Here is a 16,841-nt window from a genome sequence, read left to right on the forward strand (position 1 = left end):
AAAATATTAATATTAAAAAGTTAAAATACTGTGTTTAGTTTATAAAATGGAATTTACTGTTGCACAATTTATTGTTTATGAAGCTTTGTTTTTATTGGCTAAAATGGTAACAAATACCAATAACCAGTAAGTCAATAAAATAATGGAATAGTTATAATTTATTAAGGCCAAAACGATAGATAAAAGTATCAAAATCGGCATGCCACCATAGCAAATTACGAACTTAAATGTGGCATAAAATGTAGGGTCTTTTATTCCTTTTTTTACCTTGATCCAGAAGAGGTAAAAAGGGGCGATGAGTATTTTCATCAGACTTCCTGAAATCCCATTTGTTTCAGTGAGAATTTGGCTTGACTCTGTTTTTTCTAAATTTCTATTTAGTGCCAGTCTTACAGCAGCAGGGTCTGTGATAGGGACGTTTTCTTGGATAAGATTGGCCAAGTGTTGCTTATAATTTTCTTCTGGAATTTGTACAACCAAAGGGTCCATTTTTTCAAGACAGCGCTTCATCAGCTGATCGTATTTGGGGTAAAATTCACTTGCTTTAAATGGCTTTCCAAAATGGATACTGACCTCTGTACCTGAGCGCATGTGGGAAGAATAATTGATCCCTGCAGGTAGGATAAGCAGGTCCAAATCCGGATTTTGCTCCAGTGCTTGAAAAGCAATTCTTGCAAAGCCTTTTTTAAGAGGCCTCAGGGTCCGCTTCATGCTGTGGCCCCCTTCACCAAAAATAAGTATGCTTCCTTTTCCATGAAGTATGTCCACACTTTTTTGAAACGTCTCTTTGTTTTTTTCCATATTGTCCACTCCATCTCTTAGTCTGTAGACAGGAATCATTCTGATATAGTGAAGTATCTTGGATGCGATTGGATTTTTGAAAGCAGAGGCCCTGGTGAGAAAATGAGGTTTGAGCTGGGTATGGGTGGCAATGAGTAAGGGATCTATCAATGCGTTTTGGTGGTTGCACACGATCAGTACAGGTTTTCCTTTTGGCAGGTTTTCTTCACCCATTACCCGGATCTTTTGAAAGTAAAGGTGTAAGGAAAATTTTACGGTAATCCTCAAAAAAGCATTGAAAAGGTCTTTCATGTTGGTTGTTATTGATTCTCAAAAGCTGGAGACATGATTCTGCTGGTAAAGTTTTTCCAGATTAACGCAATGCTCATGCCGGAAAGGATATGCCATATTCCCCACCAAGCGGCAATGATAGCCATTCCCCCCAAGCCATCAAAATAAGTGAAAATAAGAACCAATGCCAATCCTGAGTTCTGTATACCTGTCTCAATGGTCAATGTTTTGGTGTCTTCCAGTGGAAGCCTTCCGATTTTGGCCAAAATAAAGCCCGAAAACAAAGCGATGAGGTTATGTCCAAAAACCCAAATAAAAATCAGTCCTATAAAGGTAAGGAACAAGTCATAGTTGCCTATAAATGCGATGACCACAAATGCAGCAAAAATCAGTATGCTTACAGGTTTGAGAAGACGACTGGTTTTGATGGCCCAATCAGGAAATTTGTAATTCAGGTACATGCCTACAATCAATGGGATTCCCAAAATCAAAGCTACGGTCTGGAATACATCGGAATAGTTTAGGGCTATCTCCCTCAATAAAACCGATGAGGGGGCATAAAACCCCGACCATAAGGCAAAATTGAAAGGGGTAAGGAAAATGGAGAAGGCAGTGGAAAATGCTGTCAGGGATACCGATAGAGCAGTATTTCCTTTGGCAAGATGTGTCATGAAATTGGAAACATTCCCTCCAGGGCATGCTGCTACCAGAAACATTCCCAATGCTACTGAGGGGGGAGGCTCAATGGCCACAACAAGGAGAAAGGTCAAGAATGGCAAGAATAAAAACTGGGAAAGTATACCCAAGAAGAAGGCCTTTGGGTTTTGGCCTATGTATTTAAAATCCTTGACTTTGAGATCAAGTGCTACTCCAAACATGATGATGGCCAAGGAAATATTCAGCAAAAGGAGAGAGTCCTGATCGAAATTCAGGCGGCTTTGATCCAATTGGTCTATCATAGGTGAGTAGCTTAGTGAAGTAAGGTGAAAAGTACCTTTCAAAATGACAAATTAAAGGAAGGAAGTATCCTCAGAAGCTTCCTTGGTCATTTCCTCTGCAATCTCTTTTCCCAGGTAGTTGTCTATAAGGTAATGTCCCAAATAGAGCACTGGAGTCAGGAGAATGGCCACTCCAAACTTATAAATGTAATTGATGATACCTACCGACACTACTTGTGCCCAGGACCAATTTCCAAAAATGTAAAAAGCTATTCCCAGCACCACGAAGGAATCGATAAATTGTGAGACAAGTGTAGAACCTGTGGCTCTTAGCCAGATCATTTTTGGTCCTGTGATTTTTCTGAGCTTCTGAAAGACAAAAACGTCTATCAATTGCCCCAATAGGAAGGCTACCAAAGAACCTATGATAATCCCTAATCCTTGCCTGAATATTACATTAAAGGCATAGTCTATGTTGAAGTCATTGCCTTCGATATCAGGAGTATTGACATCCAGCCAGAAAGGTGCAGGAGGAAGTTTGGTCACTCCGGCTATGACAAAAAAGATATAGGCAATAAAGAAGGCAGTTACAAAACTGATTTTCCTGACACCCTTTTTGCCGTAGTATTCATTAATGATGTCGGTAGTGACAAATACTATTGGCCAGATCACTGCTCCTGCAGTAAGGTTGAAGTCAAGTACATATTCTCCAAATATGGTCCAGCCCGCGGGGTCTAATCCTATTGTTTTTTCACCTGAAAAAATCTTCACTCCGATGATTTCAGCAAGTATGGCATTGGTCAGAAAAATCCCGCTCAGTATGATGAACAGGTTGGTTTTTTTTGATTGAAATTCCCGCCGGTCAAGGGTTGGCTCCATAAGTTTGGGTGGATAGGCAGTTGTTTATTTAATCAACAGAGTAGGTAATACCTTCTTCGCTCAAAAATGTTTTGGGAAAATTTGCCCTTGCTTCATTGAGGAGAGGATTGAGATCAAGATATCTTGTAGAATAATGCCCGATCAAAAGCCTGTCCACTTCCGCTTCACGGGCGACAATTCCAGCCTGAGCGGCAGTAGTATGAAAGGTCTCCTTCGCGCGTTCTTCCTGATCATTGGCAAAGGTCGCTTCGTGGTAAAGTATGTTGGCTCCTTTAATGTAGGGAACCAGACCTAAGTCAAAGCAGGTATCAGAGCAATAGGCATATTTTCTGGCTTTTCTTGGAGGATGGGTGTACTCATCCAAAGCGTAGATGACCTTACCGCTTTCATCTTTATAGTCCATTCCATTTCGGAGATGGTTGATGGCTTCTACAGGTATTTTCTTGTCTTGTAATTTTTCGCGTTTCAGGTTTCTGAACCTTACTTTTTCTTCAATCGCAAATCCTGTACAGGGAAGTCTGTGTTTAAGAGGGAATGAATATACCTTAAAGTTGTTTTCCTCGAGGATCAGCTGACTGTTGTTGGGATCAGTGCATACAAACCTTAAAGGAAAATTTAGCCTTGTATTGCTATGTTTCAGTTGCAGGGTAAGGATCTCATCCAGTCCTGCAGGACCGAAAATGGTCAGAAGCTTGCTTCTGTTGTGAAGCTGGAAGCTGAAAATAAGCCCCATCAAACCCAGATAGTGGTCGCCGTGCAGATGGGATATGAAAATAAAGTCAATCTTGGAGAATCTGAGTTTGAATTTTCTAAGCTGAATTTGTGTCCCCTCGCCACAATCTAGGAGAATATGGGTGCCACCCACTTTCAGCAATTGGGAAGTCTGATTCCTGCCGTGGGCAGGAATCGCTGAATTACTTCCTAAAATGGTGACTTCAAATTCCAAGATTAATCTTCCTCCTCTTCCTCTCTACCTTCAATCTCATGGATGAAAATAGCTTCTGCTGCTGCCTCCAATGAGTCTACGATATTAAAAACTTTGTCCAACATGGATATTTTGATCAGCTTCATCACATGGTCTTGAGGAGATGCTATGATAAAAATGCCTCCAGCTCTGTTAAATTCTCTATTGCCTACCAAAAGAGCACTCAAACCACTTGAATCGGCATATTTTACCTGACTCATATCCAACACAAGATTGTTGTACCCTTCCGCCTGTACAGTCAAAAGTTCAGATTTCAACACCGGCGAAAGACCGGAGTCCAGCTTTTCTTCCATCGGGGTAAACACTACATATTGTTCTTTCTTATCTACGGTATATTTCATATTGATTTATTTTTCTGAATTAAATATTTGCCAATATAGCTGTTTCAATGTCCTTTTCCAGATTTTGGGTCGCTGCTTTTTGAAATTTCTCCCCAGTAATTTTCTCGAAGAGTTCTATGTATCTTTCAGAAACCTCATCCACAAAATCCTGTGGCATTTCAGGTACTTGTTGGCCTTCTTTTCCCTGAAATCCGTTTTTGATAAGCCACTGACGTACAAATTCTTTTGAAAGCTGCTTTTGCGGAAGTCCTGCCTCCTGGAGTCCCTCATAGCCATCTGCATAGAAATATCTTGAAGAATCTGGCGTATGGATTTCATCTATCAAAAGGATGTCATCCCCGTATTTGCCAAACTCGTACTTGGTATCTACCAATAATAAGCCCATTTGTTTGGCGATTTGGGTACCTCTTTCAAAAAGCGCATAGGTATATTTTTCCAAAATGGCATAGTCTTCAGCGCTTACAATTCCCTGAGCAAGGATTTCCTCTTTGGAAATGTCCTCATCATGCCCCTCAGAAGCTTTGGTAGTCGGTGTGATGATAGGAGAGGGGAGCTTGTCGTTTTCCTTCAATCCCTCCGGCAAGTGTACACCACAAAGCTGCCTTTTACCTGCTTTGTATTCTCTGGCAGCATGGCCTGCCAAGTATCCTCTGATGACCATTTCTACTTTGAAAGGTTCGCACCTTTTGCCTATAGTCACTTGTGGATGAGGTATTGACTCCACCCAATTAGGAACGATATCTGAGGTGTCCTTCAGAAACTTGGCTGCAATCTGATTCAGCACTTGCCCCTTGTGTGGGATAGGCCTGGGCAACACCACGTCAAATGCCGAAATCCTGTCACTTGCTACAACAGCAAGTTTTTGTTCAAAAATATAGACATCTCTTACTTTGCCTTTGTAAAATCCCTGCTGTCCGGGAAATTGAAATTGGGTTTCTTTGATTGCTGTGCTCATTTTTCTATTGGTTGAACAAAAATATAAAAAGCTCCCGTTTTTTATGTCTTTAATGGTGGATCAATTGTTTGTGGAACTGTTTAAGTTTTCTCCGGTTTTTCTTCCTTCCTTAAAATACCTTTCCAAAATCAAGTCTCCATTTTCATCATATACTTTTTGTACGCCATGTGGTTTACCTTTTACAAAAGACATGGTTTCCCTGATCTGCCCATTTTCAAAGTACTTTACAGCAGTTCCCTCTTCCTGTCCGTTGCGATAATAAACCTCACGCTCCACTTCACCATTTTGATAAAAGGCTTTTAACTTTTGTATGTCCCCAAAGCTGTCATAAGTAGCAATTTCCTGAATATTGCCATCAGGAAAATAGGAAATGATGTCTCCCACAGGATACCCTTTCTTATATTTGGATTTTTCGGCTACTTGTCCGTTTTCGTGGTAGCTTACAAATTCGCCATCTGGATCTCCTTTTTTGTATTTGCCTTTTCTGGCAATGGAACCATCTTCAAAATAACTGATGGTAGGACCATGCTGGTAACCTTTTTTGTAGCTGAATTTGGATCTAAGTTGCCCAGAAGGATAGTAATTCAGCTGCTCTCCATGGATTTCCCCGTTTTTGTAGGTTGTGGTGGCCCTTAGCTCCCCGTCTTCGAAAAATTGTTCCCTGACACCCTCCAGAAGCCCATCTTTATAGAACCCTTTTTCCAAAAGATTTCCTTCAGGATTGTAATCGTAAGTCCATCCCTCAGGCCTGTTGTTTTTGAAGTTGGCCTTTTGCCGGACTATTCCGGATTCAAAATAGCTGATGACCTCTCCATCGAGTTGGTCATCGACATAGTTAAGTTCCTGTGAAATGGCTCCAGATTGGTAGAAGTTTTTTGAGGGCCCTTGCTTGAGGTTGTTTTCATATTGAATAAGCCTCAGGGTATCTTTGGAATTGGGGAAAAAGTCCACGAACAAGCCTTCTTTTTTGTCGTTTTTTAATTGACCGGCCACTGCAAGTCCGCCTTCCTCATAGTAAAGCTTGTATTCTCCCTCACCCACACCATTGACTTTGTAGTAAACTTCCCTGAGAATTCTCTTTTCTTCATCATAGAAAGTCCTGACCAATTCCTGACTTTGGGCAGTCAGGTAAGAAGATAGAAATAAGAAAATGCTTAATCTCGTTTTCATCAAAGGTAGTAGGGAATGAAGTCTAATCTAATAGCTGGCTTATTAATTAAAGAATTTGGGATAGCTTAAATTGTGCATTTATAATTTTAATGTTCGGGGATCTATATCTTTTAAAGAGACTTAAGGAACGTTTGCAGCCATGATGCTGCAAACCTGACCTGTAAGTTTTCTCTGCTATTTCAGTAGAATGGCTTTTTTATACTTTTTCAATAACAATGGCCGAAGCACCACCGCCACCATTGCATATGCCTGCCACTCCATATTTCCCCTTTTTATGATGTAGCACAGAACTCAAAGTAGCGATAATTCTAGCTCCTGATGCACCTAGGGGATGTCCTAATGAAACGGCACCACCAAACACATTCAATTTGTCATTGTCCAGATTGAGCTGCTTTTGATTGGCGATCGCAACAGCAGAAAATGCTTCGTTGATTTCATAGAAGTCTACGTCATTCTCGGTAATTCCAGCATTCTTGATGGCTTTTGGTATGGCCAATGCCGGGGCTGTGGTAAACCATATCGGGTCTTGTGCAGCATCTGCAAAACCTTTGATTTTGGCAATGGGCTTAAGACCCAGCTCCTGTACTTTTTCTTTGCTGGCAAGGATCAGGGCTGAGGCTCCATCATTCATGGTGGAAGCATTGGCAGCTGTTACTGTTCCCTCTTTGTCAAATACCGGTCTAAGATTAGGAATCTTTTCAAAATTGACATTTTTAAATTCCTCATCTTCTTCTATCAGGATGGTTTCGCCTTTTCTTCCTTTGATTTCTACAGGAACGACCTCATCTTTGAATGCACCTGCTTTCCAAGCTTCGGCAGATCTTGTATAAGATTGGATGGCGTATTTGTCCTGATCTTCCCGGCTGATGTTCATTTCCTTTGCGGTATTTTCAGCACAATTTCCCATTGGGAATTTGTAGTACACTTCAAAAAGACCATCCTTCACAAGCCCATCTACCATTTCAGCATTTCCATATTTATAGCCAAATCTGGCCTTTGGGACATAATAGGGGACATTAGACATGCTTTCCATACCTCCTGCTACGACGAGGTCGTTTTGACCGGTCATGATGGACTGAGCTGCAAACATTACAGCTTTCATGCCTGAAGAACATACTTTATTGATAGTAGTGCAAGGTACATTGTAGCCTATTCCGGCACCCACGGCTGCTTGCCTGGCAGGAGCTTGTCCTAAGTTGGCCGAAATCACATTGCCCATCAATACTTCATCCACCTGGTCGGGGTTGACATTTGCCTTTTCCAAGGCACCCTTGATGGCAATACTGCCAAGTTCTACTGCTGTCAAAGCCGAAAGGCTTCCGCCAAAACTCCCCAGAGGGGTCCTTACTGCGGATACTATATACACTTCTTTCATTGGGTTTATATTTGGTTTTTATTAGACAATTAACTTGAGATGCGAGATGCGAGACATGAGACCAGAGATATGAGATGTGAGACAGCATTAGGAACTATAGTAACCACTAGCTTCGGTGATTTTTCGACTGCCACCTAAATACGACTAGCCTCCTTATCCACTATACGTCAATAACTATTCACTATTCACTATTCACTATTCACTATTCACTATTCACTATTCACTACTCACTACCAACTAACTCTCTCTTACCACTCCGGCAAGCCTCTTTCGGGTCTTTTGGTAGGTTTTTTCCTGTTTTGTTGGATATATCTCAACTCAGCTGCATTCATGGCATCCAGAATTTGAGCAGCTTGTTCCGGAGTAAGGTTCATCTCCTGAAGTTGTTCTCTCATTCTTTCCATTTGTTTTTCTCTTTCACTTAGATCGGATTCCAATTCTGATGGATCTTGAGAATCGCTTTCATCCTGGGATTTTTCGCCTTCTTTATCCTCTTTTTGCTGGGATTCAGAGGCTTCATCATCTTGGGTTTGCTCATCACCTTCACCATCCCGGTTTTCTTGGGATTCGCCATCCTTATCTTGATCTTGTTGATCCTGCTGGTCTTGGTTGTCAGCATCTTCACCTTCGTCCTGTTGATCCTGTTGGTCTTTTTGGTCGGGATTTTCTTCCAACCATCTTGCCAGAAGCTCATAGTTGTACCTAGCGGCTTCATTTCCAGGGTCTTTGATCAAGGAATATTTAAAAGCTGCTAAAGCATCTTCAAACTGGTTTTCATTGGCAAGTATGATCCCTCTTTGGTTGGAGGCAAAGGAGGCTATCATTTTATCCGAACTGCTGACCAAAGCCGAATAGGTGCGCTGGGCATCTTCAAGATCACCATTGTAGTGGTAGCTTAGGGCAAGGTTAAAAGTAGCATTAGGACCATCTACCTTGTGTGTGGACTTAAGTTCAAGGTGTTTTTCTACAGATTTTTCGTAGTCCGCTTCTGCATAACTTCTTGAAGCTTCTTTTATGGCTTTGTTTTTTTTCCCAATATCCGTAAGGGAGGAAGGAATAAAGAGTAATATGAATAAAATATATTTTGTCATGGATATCATACTGGACGAGATCACAATTTAATGGTTCTAAATGGCAATACCATATCCAAAATGGCCAGGCACATGGCTGCCAATAGAAAGTAGAAATATTTATTGGCTGATGCTTCGACCATCCGAGAACCGGTGACGGTACCTTCTACACGTTCTATTGCCTGAATGAGTTCAGGAATTTCCTGCACTTCATCCGAAAGTTCAAAATATTGGCCTTCCGTCTGAGAAGCTATCAGTTTCATGTTATCGGGTACAAGCCGGGTAATGGCAGGTTGATTTGTTTTTGGATCAATGATCAGACCATTTCCTCTTGGTATGGTACTGCCTTCATCCGTTCCTACACCCAAGGTAAAGACACGGATACCAGCATCATTTAAATCTGAAGTCAGTCCTCTGAAATTGTCTGCAAAATCCTCTCCATCTGAAATCAGAATAACAGAACGGGACTTATTTTCATTGTTTTCTTCTGCTTGGAATTTGCTCAGGGCCATGGCCAAAGGGGCGCTGATATCGGTGCCCTGTGCCGGTACAAGATAGGTGTTGAGCCCATCGAGATGCAATTGAAGTACATTTTGATCAAAGGTCAAAGGGCATTGGATAAATGCTTCGGAGCTGAAAATGATCAAACCGATTCTGTCCCCTGCAAACCTTTTTACCAAGTTTTTAAGTTCAAATTTTACCCGCTGCAATCTGCTCGGCCCAATATCCGTCGCATTCATGGAGTGGGAGAGGTCTATAGCGATAAAAATATCGCGTCCTTCTTCTTTGATTTCTTTCATGGAAGTACCAATAGAAGGTCCTGCCAAAGCAATCAGGAAAAGTAGGAAATAGGTAGACCTTAACAGGAGTTTGAAAAACAACCTGTGTTTACTAACCTGTAATTTTTTGTTAATTCTGTAAAACCTGTATAAATAGCCGGCATAAAGCAATGTGAAGATTATTGCCAACCAAATAAGGAGTGAGAAGTCCGGAAATGCCCAAATCATGGCCTGAAATTATAAAATAAAGATGAAAAGAAAAGGATTAAGAATTTATTGGACTAATTTTCAACAGCCAACGGTATAAATCCGTTAGGTAATCAAAATACAGTGAAAGTAATGCGTTTTTTATACCAGTTGGTAATTTTAATAGGGTGTTTTGTACAGAGTTTTTCGACATTGGCTCAACAGGACATTTTTCTTAAAGGTACAGTTTACGAATTTGAAAGCAATGAGCCCCTACCAGGAGCGAATGTTTATTGGGAATCAGCTCCGCAGCAGGGAGTCGTGACGGATATTGATGGGAATTTCTCCATCAAAGCCATCGGCTTGCCCTCCAAGCTTGTGATCAGCTTTGTAGGGTTCACAGAGACGATACGCCAGATTAATGAAAAGGATATCGCAAAAGATGTTAAATTTTTCCTTAGACCGGAAGAGCTTTCCCTGGAAGAAGTGATTATTCAAGAAAGAAGGCCTGATCAAAATGTCCAAAGTTTGGACATGGGCAAATCAGTAGTGCCCATACAGACTATAAAGAATATTCCGGCATTATTCGGAGAAGTGGACTTGCTGAGAAGTTTACAGCTATTGCCCGGCGTACAGACAGCAGGTGAAGGCACTACTGGACTTTTCGTAAGGGGAGGCTCTGCCGATCAAAACCTTGTTCAATTGGACGGTGCTCCAATTTACAACCCTTCACATTTTTTTGGTTTCTTTTCTGTGTTCAATCCTGATGCCTTGGAAGGGGTGGAGTTCTACAAAGGCGCTATTCCAGCGACTTTGGGAGGCCGGCTATCTTCGGTGATTGACGTATCACTGAAAGAAGGAAATTATCAAAAAATCAAAGGGGAGGGAGGTATCGGTACCATCAGTTCACGCTTGACTGTTGATGGCCCTTTGTTTTCAGATAAATCATCTTTTGTAATATCAGGAAGGCGTACCTATGCAGATGTATTTCTCAGACTTTCTCCTGACGAAAATCTCAACAGCAACAGCCTATACTTTTATGATCTTAGCGGGAAATTTACTTTCAAGATCGGAGACAGAGACAAGCTTTCTTTTTCTTCCTATTATGGGTCGGATTTTTTGGGACTTTCTGCTCAATTTGGTTTTGGATGGGACAATTGGGTCAGCTCGGCAACCTGGAACCGAAACATCAACGACAATACTTTTTTTGATCTCAATGTATACCACAGCAGGTACAAGTACATGTTGAATTTTGTAGATGAAGACAATGGGTTTGACTGGGACAATGTACTATCAGAGACCGGAGCAAGGGCTGAGTGGTCTTTCCTTCCCAATGAAAAAACCCAGATCAACTGGGGATTTCATTCCCAATTGTATCATTTTGCTCCCATAAACCTTGAACCGGCCCCTGGTTCGGCCATAGAGCCGATTTTGACCAATCCAAGAAATGGTTGGCAGAACAATGTGTTTTTCTCAGCGACCACAGACATTACTTCCCGTTTGCGTGCAGAGGCGGGATTGAGGTGGGGTGTTTACAATAGAGTAGGCAGGGGCGTACAATATATTTATGAAGATCCCTTTCCCAATCCGGAATCCAATATCAGTGATACACTGAGTTTTTCGGGATTGGAAAATATGAAGTTTTATCAAGGATTGGAGCCCAGGGTGTCTTTTAGGTATTTGATGCAAGAAAATCTTTCCATAAAAGCTGCGTACAATAGAACCTTTCAGTACATTCAGGTTGCGACCAATAATTCAGCCGGACTTCCTTTGGACAGGTGGGTGCCTGCTGATGCTTTTATCCCTCCCATTAGAGCAGATCAAGTTTCCATAGGGGTTTTCAAAAACCTGAATAGGGACACTTGGGAGATTTCCCTAGAAGGATATTACAAAGACTTTCAAAATCTGGTCGACCTAAGACAAGGGGCAAGTGTGATTTTGACCGACAATGTGGAAACAGAGCTCCTCACAGGCAATGGATATGCCTATGGAATTGAATTTTTGGCAAGGAAAAACATAGGTAAAACTACAGGATGGTTGAGTTATACTTATTCGAGAACCTGGCGAAGAATTGAAGGTATCAGTGATGACAGATGGTACAATCCACGCTTTGACAGACCTCATGACCTTACTTTGGTGGTCAATCATGAATTTGATAAACGATGGTCTGCCGGTCTCACATTTATTTACACTACTGGACAAGCAGTAACCTTCCCAATAGGTTCTTATGAAATTGACAATCAAAGACTGCCCTTATATGGCAGTCAAAGAAATGCAGACCGCTTTCCGGATTATCACCGTATGGATGCCAGCGTCACCTGGAAAAACGCAGACAAAGGAAGAAAATGGAGAGGAAGCTGGAATTTCAGTATTTATAACCTGTATGGCAGAAAAAATCCATTTGCCTATCAGTTTACTGATATCATCAATGAGCAGATCAACTTTGACCCGGGAATGGGAGAAGAAATATCCAGCCGCAGACCTGGAGTGGTAATGACATACCTTTTCACCTTTTTACCTGCTTTGACATATAACTTTCAGTTTTGATCATGAAATACCGATTGTACATAGCTTTGATTATATCGACAGTCTTGTTTTCCTGTCAGGAAGAAGTATTTATTGACCTTAGGACCACTGACAGGAAACCGGTAATAGAGGCATTTTGGACGGATAATGGAGCAGTCAATTTCGTGAAAGTCTCTTATTCAAAAGACTATTATGATGAGGAGCCCAATGAGATCGTGGAAGACGCCCAAGTTTCTGTGACCAATGTCAATACTGGGATTTCCATAGATTTTAGGTTTTCTGCACAATCTGGCCGTTATCTACCAATCAACAATTTTGGTGGAAGAGTGGGGGAGAGCTACGAACTCAATGTCATCGTAGGTGATAGTGAATACAAATCAACGGGAACGATGTTGGCACCGCCCACTTTGGATAGTGTGAAGTACGAGTTCAAAGATGCAAGGGTATTCAGGGAAGAAGGCTATTACATTACAGTATATGGAGATATTCCATTTAGAGATAATAACTTCTACAGGATCAGGCTGGTAAGAAACGATACCTTACTCAACAATAGAAATGATTACCTGCTTTTTGATGATACTTTTGGAACATCGATTCTAAACAGAGGGTTTGAGTTAGGTGGCTTTCCCTTCAGAGCCAATGATAGGGTAAGGTTGGAATTGTTTAGGCTCAATCGGGATGCTTATAATTATCTCAACCAACTGGTGGGATTATTATTTAATGATGGGGGACTATTTAGTCCACCACCTCAAAATCCGGCTTCAAACATCAGGTTAGTCAGAGGAGATACTGAAGCATTGGGTTATTTTATGGTAAGTCCTTTTCTATCTACTTCGGTGTTTATAGAACCCGAGTGATTTTTCAAATAGATGCAAGGGGTTATGGGGCAATTGCGTAGTTTTGCCCTATGATTGATTTCGATAAAAAAGGAAAAGTGGTGGTGACCTGTAAAGACAGGTTTGCTCCCTATTTGGAAAAGGAGATTTTGGACCTTGGATTCATGCCTGTGGCAGTGGAAAGAACATTTGTTGAGCTGGAAGCTTCACTCAATGATTGTATCTCGCTCAACCTTCATTTACGTATAGCCAGCCATGTACTTTATGAAATCAAATCATTTTACTTACATAAGGCGGATGATATTTACAGAAGGGTCAAGACGATCCCATGGGAAGACTATATCAATGAAAGCGCTTACTTTTCTGTGATTTCCACGGTTGACAATCCTTCTGTGGACAATCCCTTATTTGTGAATGTTAGGATAAAGGATGCCATTGTGGATCGTTTTAGAGAAGCCTCAGGTGTTAGGCCGGATTCCGGATCTGAATTACAAGGGGCAGTTTTCCAGATGTTTTGGAAGGATACCCAGGCCACCTTGTATATCAATACCTCTGGTGAGACATTGGCCAAACATGGCTATAGAAAGATCCCCGGAGATGCGCCTATGCTGGAAGCTTTGGCGGCAGCTACCATCTATGCCAGCGGATGGGACAAGAGTAGTCCATTTATAAACCCAATGTGTGGCTCAGGAACTTTGGCCATTGAAGCGGCTCTGATTGCCACAGATAGGTTTCCGGGTTGGTTTAGGGACCATTATGCCTTTATGCATATCCTTGGATATGATGAGGAGATTTACCAGAAGATCCGAGCGAAAATGGAGAGAAAAGTTTTTGTAAATCCTTCCCTTAAAATCATCGCTTCTGATATCAGCATGCAGGCCGTGTTGTATTCTAAGGAAAATGCTGAGACAGCAGGAGTAGCAGATATCATTGAATTTGAACAATGTGATTTTGCAGATACTCCTATTCCTGAGGGAAAAGAAGGTGTTGTGTTTTTTAATCCTGAGTATGGAGAAAGATTAGGGGAGGAAAACGAGTTGCCGGAGACATATCAAAGAATGGGTGATTTTATGAAACAAAAATGCCCTGGTTATACGGGCTTTGTGTTTACAGGCAATCTCCCATTGGCCAAAAAAATAGGCTTGAGAACATCCCAAAGGATAGAATTTTATAATGGTACGATAGATTGCAGGCTGTTGAAGTATGAGCTGTTTCGGGGAAAGAGATAAGTGAGACTGGAGATGTGAGAAAAGAGAGATGAGGCTTGAGATGTGAGAATTGAGATAGCGTAAGGAACTATAGTAACGATTGGCTTCGGTGGTCTGTGGACTTGTTGAAGTACGAAGTACCAAGTACAATGTACAAAGAAGGGTTATAAGTAACTTTAGTAATCATATACTTAGGTGGTCTGTCGATTGCCGCCTACATTCAGCAAAGCTCTCTATCCACTACACGGCATTAATTTTTAACTATTAACTTCTTACTATTTACAATTCACTATCCACTAATCACTATTATCTAATCCTCATTAGCCAAATAAAAAAAGCCGGATGAAAATCCGGCATTTTTTTTTTTAGATTTTTGAAGCAAGGGCTTCCATTTTCTTTTTAAGGTCCTGAATGGCCGCTGAGTAGCGCTCATCCCATTCTTCTAATTTTTCGCTTGATTTGAGTTCGATTTCATATTGTATCCCTGGAAGTACCCAAGAAGCATATCCGCTAAAAGGATCTGTAGAGGCATAAAGAGACCTGTACCAATCTCCAAAATACATGCCTTTAGGATCGATAAAGCTTTTTTCCAAGGTCATCAGATCCTTGTTGATGGATCTGGCTTTTTTGGCATCAAGTGCACCGGATGCCAGAGCTGATTCAATTTTTGATTCGAGGTTTTCAGATGCTGATTTTAGCTCTTCAATGGCTTTTACTGATTTGGTGAAACCTGCAAATTCTTTTTCAAATCCTTTTACCTGCTTTTCTGCACTTTCAAAATGGGTTTGCAAATCCTTGGCATACCTGCTCAACTGATAAGGGATTAGATCTGCATTTGCCAATCTCAAAGCCATGATTCCAATTACCTGCTCTACAGTACCGCCCATTTTCCATGTTGGGTCAGCGAAGTTTTCATAGAAATAGAGATCGTCATAGTTGGTATGGTATAGGGTAGGTCCACCCGCACCAGCATTGATAGAAGGTATACCTACATGCATATAGAAGGCAATGTGGTCTGATCCCCCTCCTAAATTTCCGATATTTGGCTCCTCATTGCCCCTAGCCCAAACCTCATAAACGGTTTTGGAAGAGTCCGGATAGGCTACTTCTTTTGCTGCGTCCATCATGATTTTTTTCATTGATGGTGAGGCAGATCCTCCAAAGTGCCGTCCTGCCACAGCTGCATCAAGGTTGATATATGCCACAGCTTTTGCTCCGAGTTCCTCTCTTAACTGCTCTACCCATTCTGTGGATCCTATTACCCCATGTTCCTCGGCATCCCAATGTGCGATCATAATTGATCTTCCAGGTTTATTGCCCTGCTCTGCCATTTTGCCCAAAGTCTCTGCCATACTCAAAAGCATGGCAGTTCCTGAATTAGGATCTGTGGAACCAAATGACCAAGCATCAAAATGACAACCTAAGATCACCCATTCGTCTGGATTGGTTTCGCCTTTTAACGTGCCTATCACATTGTTTGCCCTGACATAACCCCTTTCTTGATCGACCATCAACCTGACCAGAAGTTCTTCTCCACCATCATACCTGTAGGTATAAGGCAGACCACCCTGCCAGTCTCCTGATACAGGTTTTCCTTTCATCCTGGAAAAAATCTCTTTTGCAGATCCATAAGGTATTGGCGTTACAGGAATGGTGTGGAGTCCAGCTTCTTCTGGAGTGATTCTTTTTACTTTTGTTTTACCATCTAAGGGTAATGCCGGTTCAAAAGGTGTCAGCGCATCTCCGGTCCATGGAGCGGTGAGCAAGGACCCTCTTTGTATTGAACTTTCATTGTAATAGAGGCCATCAGGATAAACCAGGCCTTTCATGTATCCGGCATCTCCGGGGTCTGTATAGATTATCAAGCCGGCAGCTCCATACTCTTCAGCAAACTTGGCTTTATATCCACGGAAGTTGGCGCCATACCTGGCAATGGCGATTTTACCTTTTACATCAATCCCCTCTTTTTTGAGTTTCTCAAAATCTGCTTTGGTGCCATAGTTGACATAAACAACTTCTGCGGTCACATCACCACTTCCGGAAAATGCATTCCAGCCTTTTTTCAGATCCGGATGCAAAGAGTAGGGGTTGTCAGGCAATACGTATTCTTGTTGGTTGAGGGGCTGTCTTATAGGTGTCACTAATTCTACGGCAGATTCACCCTGGCCAATGGTAAGATACACGTCATAAGGGTAGATTTTCACATCCCAACCTGCTTTCTTCATGGATTCAGCCATGTAATCTTTTACCTTATCATTTGCAGTACTTCCTGCCGGGTGTGGATCAGAAGTGATGGCTTCTAGGTGGGTTTTGAACCTGCCAAAGTCTACAGATTCCTTGAATTTGGTTTCTACTGATTTTTGCTTGTCTTCACTTGACTTTGCAAAACCATCTATACTTTGAGCAAAAGAAGTGGTACTGAGCAAAATACCAAGTGTACATGAGGATAATAGATGTTTGATCATATATTCTTAAAGGTTGGTCATGTTGTATTACAAATATATCCATTCACCAAAGTGGCA

The 16,841-nt window shown here is 41.5% G+C and carries 14 protein-coding genes; 3 read left to right on the forward strand and 11 right to left on the reverse strand.

Features of this window, described 5'->3' with window-relative positions; translation table 11 throughout:
- Nucleotides 1-75: 75 nt before the first annotated feature.
- From EGN73_RS02475 to EGN73_RS02520, 10 genes are all read right to left on the reverse strand, one after another.
- Nucleotides 76-1,092: a lysophospholipid acyltransferase family protein gene (locus EGN73_RS02475; RefSeq protein WP_246611425.1), complete on the reverse strand. Its 1,017-nt coding sequence runs from the start codon at nucleotides 1,090-1,092 to the stop codon at nucleotides 76-78.
- A gap of 8 nt (nucleotides 1,093-1,100) precedes the next feature.
- Entirely contained in the window at nucleotides 1,101-2,030 is a 930-nt protein-coding gene (locus EGN73_RS02480; protein WP_219286770.1) for a bile acid:sodium symporter family protein, read from the reverse strand.
- Between the two features lie 51 nt (nucleotides 2,031-2,081).
- Entirely contained in the window at nucleotides 2,082-2,888 is an 807-nt protein-coding gene (locus EGN73_RS02485) for a queuosine precursor transporter (RefSeq protein ID WP_219286772.1), read from the reverse strand.
- Nucleotides 2,889-2,916: 28 nt separating this feature from the next.
- On the reverse strand, nucleotides 2,917-3,834 hold the full coding sequence (locus tag EGN73_RS02490) for a ribonuclease Z (protein WP_219286774.1): 918 nt from the start codon (nucleotides 3,832-3,834) through the stop codon (nucleotides 2,917-2,919).
- Nucleotides 3,835-3,836: 2 nt separating this feature from the next.
- A complete protein-coding gene (locus tag EGN73_RS02495; protein ID WP_219286776.1) occupies nucleotides 3,837-4,214 on the reverse strand; it encodes an STAS domain-containing protein in 378 nt (125 codons plus the stop codon).
- Between the two features lie 19 nt (nucleotides 4,215-4,233).
- Nucleotides 4,234-5,169 carry a phosphoribosylaminoimidazolesuccinocarboxamide synthase gene (locus EGN73_RS02500; protein ID WP_219286778.1) on the reverse strand — a complete coding sequence of 312 codons (936 nt, stop codon included), beginning with the start codon at nucleotides 5,167-5,169 and terminating at the stop codon, nucleotides 4,234-4,236.
- Between the two features lie 60 nt (nucleotides 5,170-5,229).
- The gene (locus EGN73_RS02505; RefSeq protein ID WP_219286780.1) at nucleotides 5,230-6,339 is read right to left on the reverse strand and encodes a toxin-antitoxin system YwqK family antitoxin; all 1,110 of its coding nucleotides are present in this window, start codon (nucleotides 6,337-6,339) and stop codon (nucleotides 5,230-5,232) included.
- 196 nt (nucleotides 6,340-6,535) lie between these two features.
- A complete protein-coding gene (locus EGN73_RS02510) occupies nucleotides 6,536-7,714 on the reverse strand; it encodes an acetyl-CoA C-acyltransferase (RefSeq protein ID WP_219286782.1) in 1,179 nt (392 codons plus the stop codon).
- A 248-nt stretch (nucleotides 7,715-7,962) separates the two neighbouring features.
- Entirely contained in the window at nucleotides 7,963-8,805 is an 843-nt protein-coding gene (locus EGN73_RS02515) for a hypothetical protein (RefSeq protein WP_246611426.1), read from the reverse strand.
- A gap of 20 nt (nucleotides 8,806-8,825) precedes the next feature.
- The gene (locus EGN73_RS02520) at nucleotides 8,826-9,791 is read right to left on the reverse strand and encodes a vWA domain-containing protein (RefSeq protein ID WP_219286787.1); all 966 of its coding nucleotides are present in this window, start codon (nucleotides 9,789-9,791) and stop codon (nucleotides 8,826-8,828) included.
- 111 nt (nucleotides 9,792-9,902) lie between these two features.
- On the opposite strand from EGN73_RS02520, the gene EGN73_RS02525 reads away from it, so the two are divergent.
- The 3 genes from EGN73_RS02525 to EGN73_RS02535 are packed head-to-tail and all read left to right on the forward strand — an operon-like array spanning nucleotide 9,903 to nucleotide 14,340.
- Complete coding sequence (locus tag EGN73_RS02525) at nucleotides 9,903-12,296, forward strand: TonB-dependent receptor (RefSeq protein WP_219286789.1); 2,394 nt, start codon at nucleotides 9,903-9,905, stop codon at nucleotides 12,294-12,296.
- Between the two features lie 2 nt (nucleotides 12,297-12,298).
- Nucleotides 12,299-13,132, forward strand: a complete 834-nt coding sequence (locus tag EGN73_RS02530) for a DUF4249 domain-containing protein (protein ID WP_219286792.1) — start codon at nucleotides 12,299-12,301, stop codon at nucleotides 13,130-13,132.
- 50 nt (nucleotides 13,133-13,182) lie between these two features.
- Nucleotides 13,183-14,340 (forward strand): THUMP domain-containing class I SAM-dependent RNA methyltransferase, encoded by a 1,158-nt coding sequence (locus EGN73_RS02535; protein ID WP_219286793.1) that lies wholly within the window; start codon nucleotides 13,183-13,185, stop codon nucleotides 14,338-14,340.
- Nucleotides 14,341-14,684: 344 nt separating this feature from the next.
- Here EGN73_RS02535 and EGN73_RS02540 read toward each other — a convergent pair whose 3' ends face one another.
- Nucleotides 14,685-16,784, reverse strand: coding sequence for a M28 family peptidase (locus tag EGN73_RS02540; protein WP_219286795.1), 2,100 nt, complete (start codon nucleotides 16,782-16,784; stop codon nucleotides 14,685-14,687).
- Nucleotides 16,785-16,841 lie beyond the last annotated feature (57 nt).

This window comes from Arthrospiribacter ruber, from assembly GCF_019343195.1.
GTDB classification, from domain to species: domain Bacteria; phylum Bacteroidota; class Bacteroidia; order Cytophagales; family Cyclobacteriaceae; genus Arthrospiribacter; species Arthrospiribacter ruber.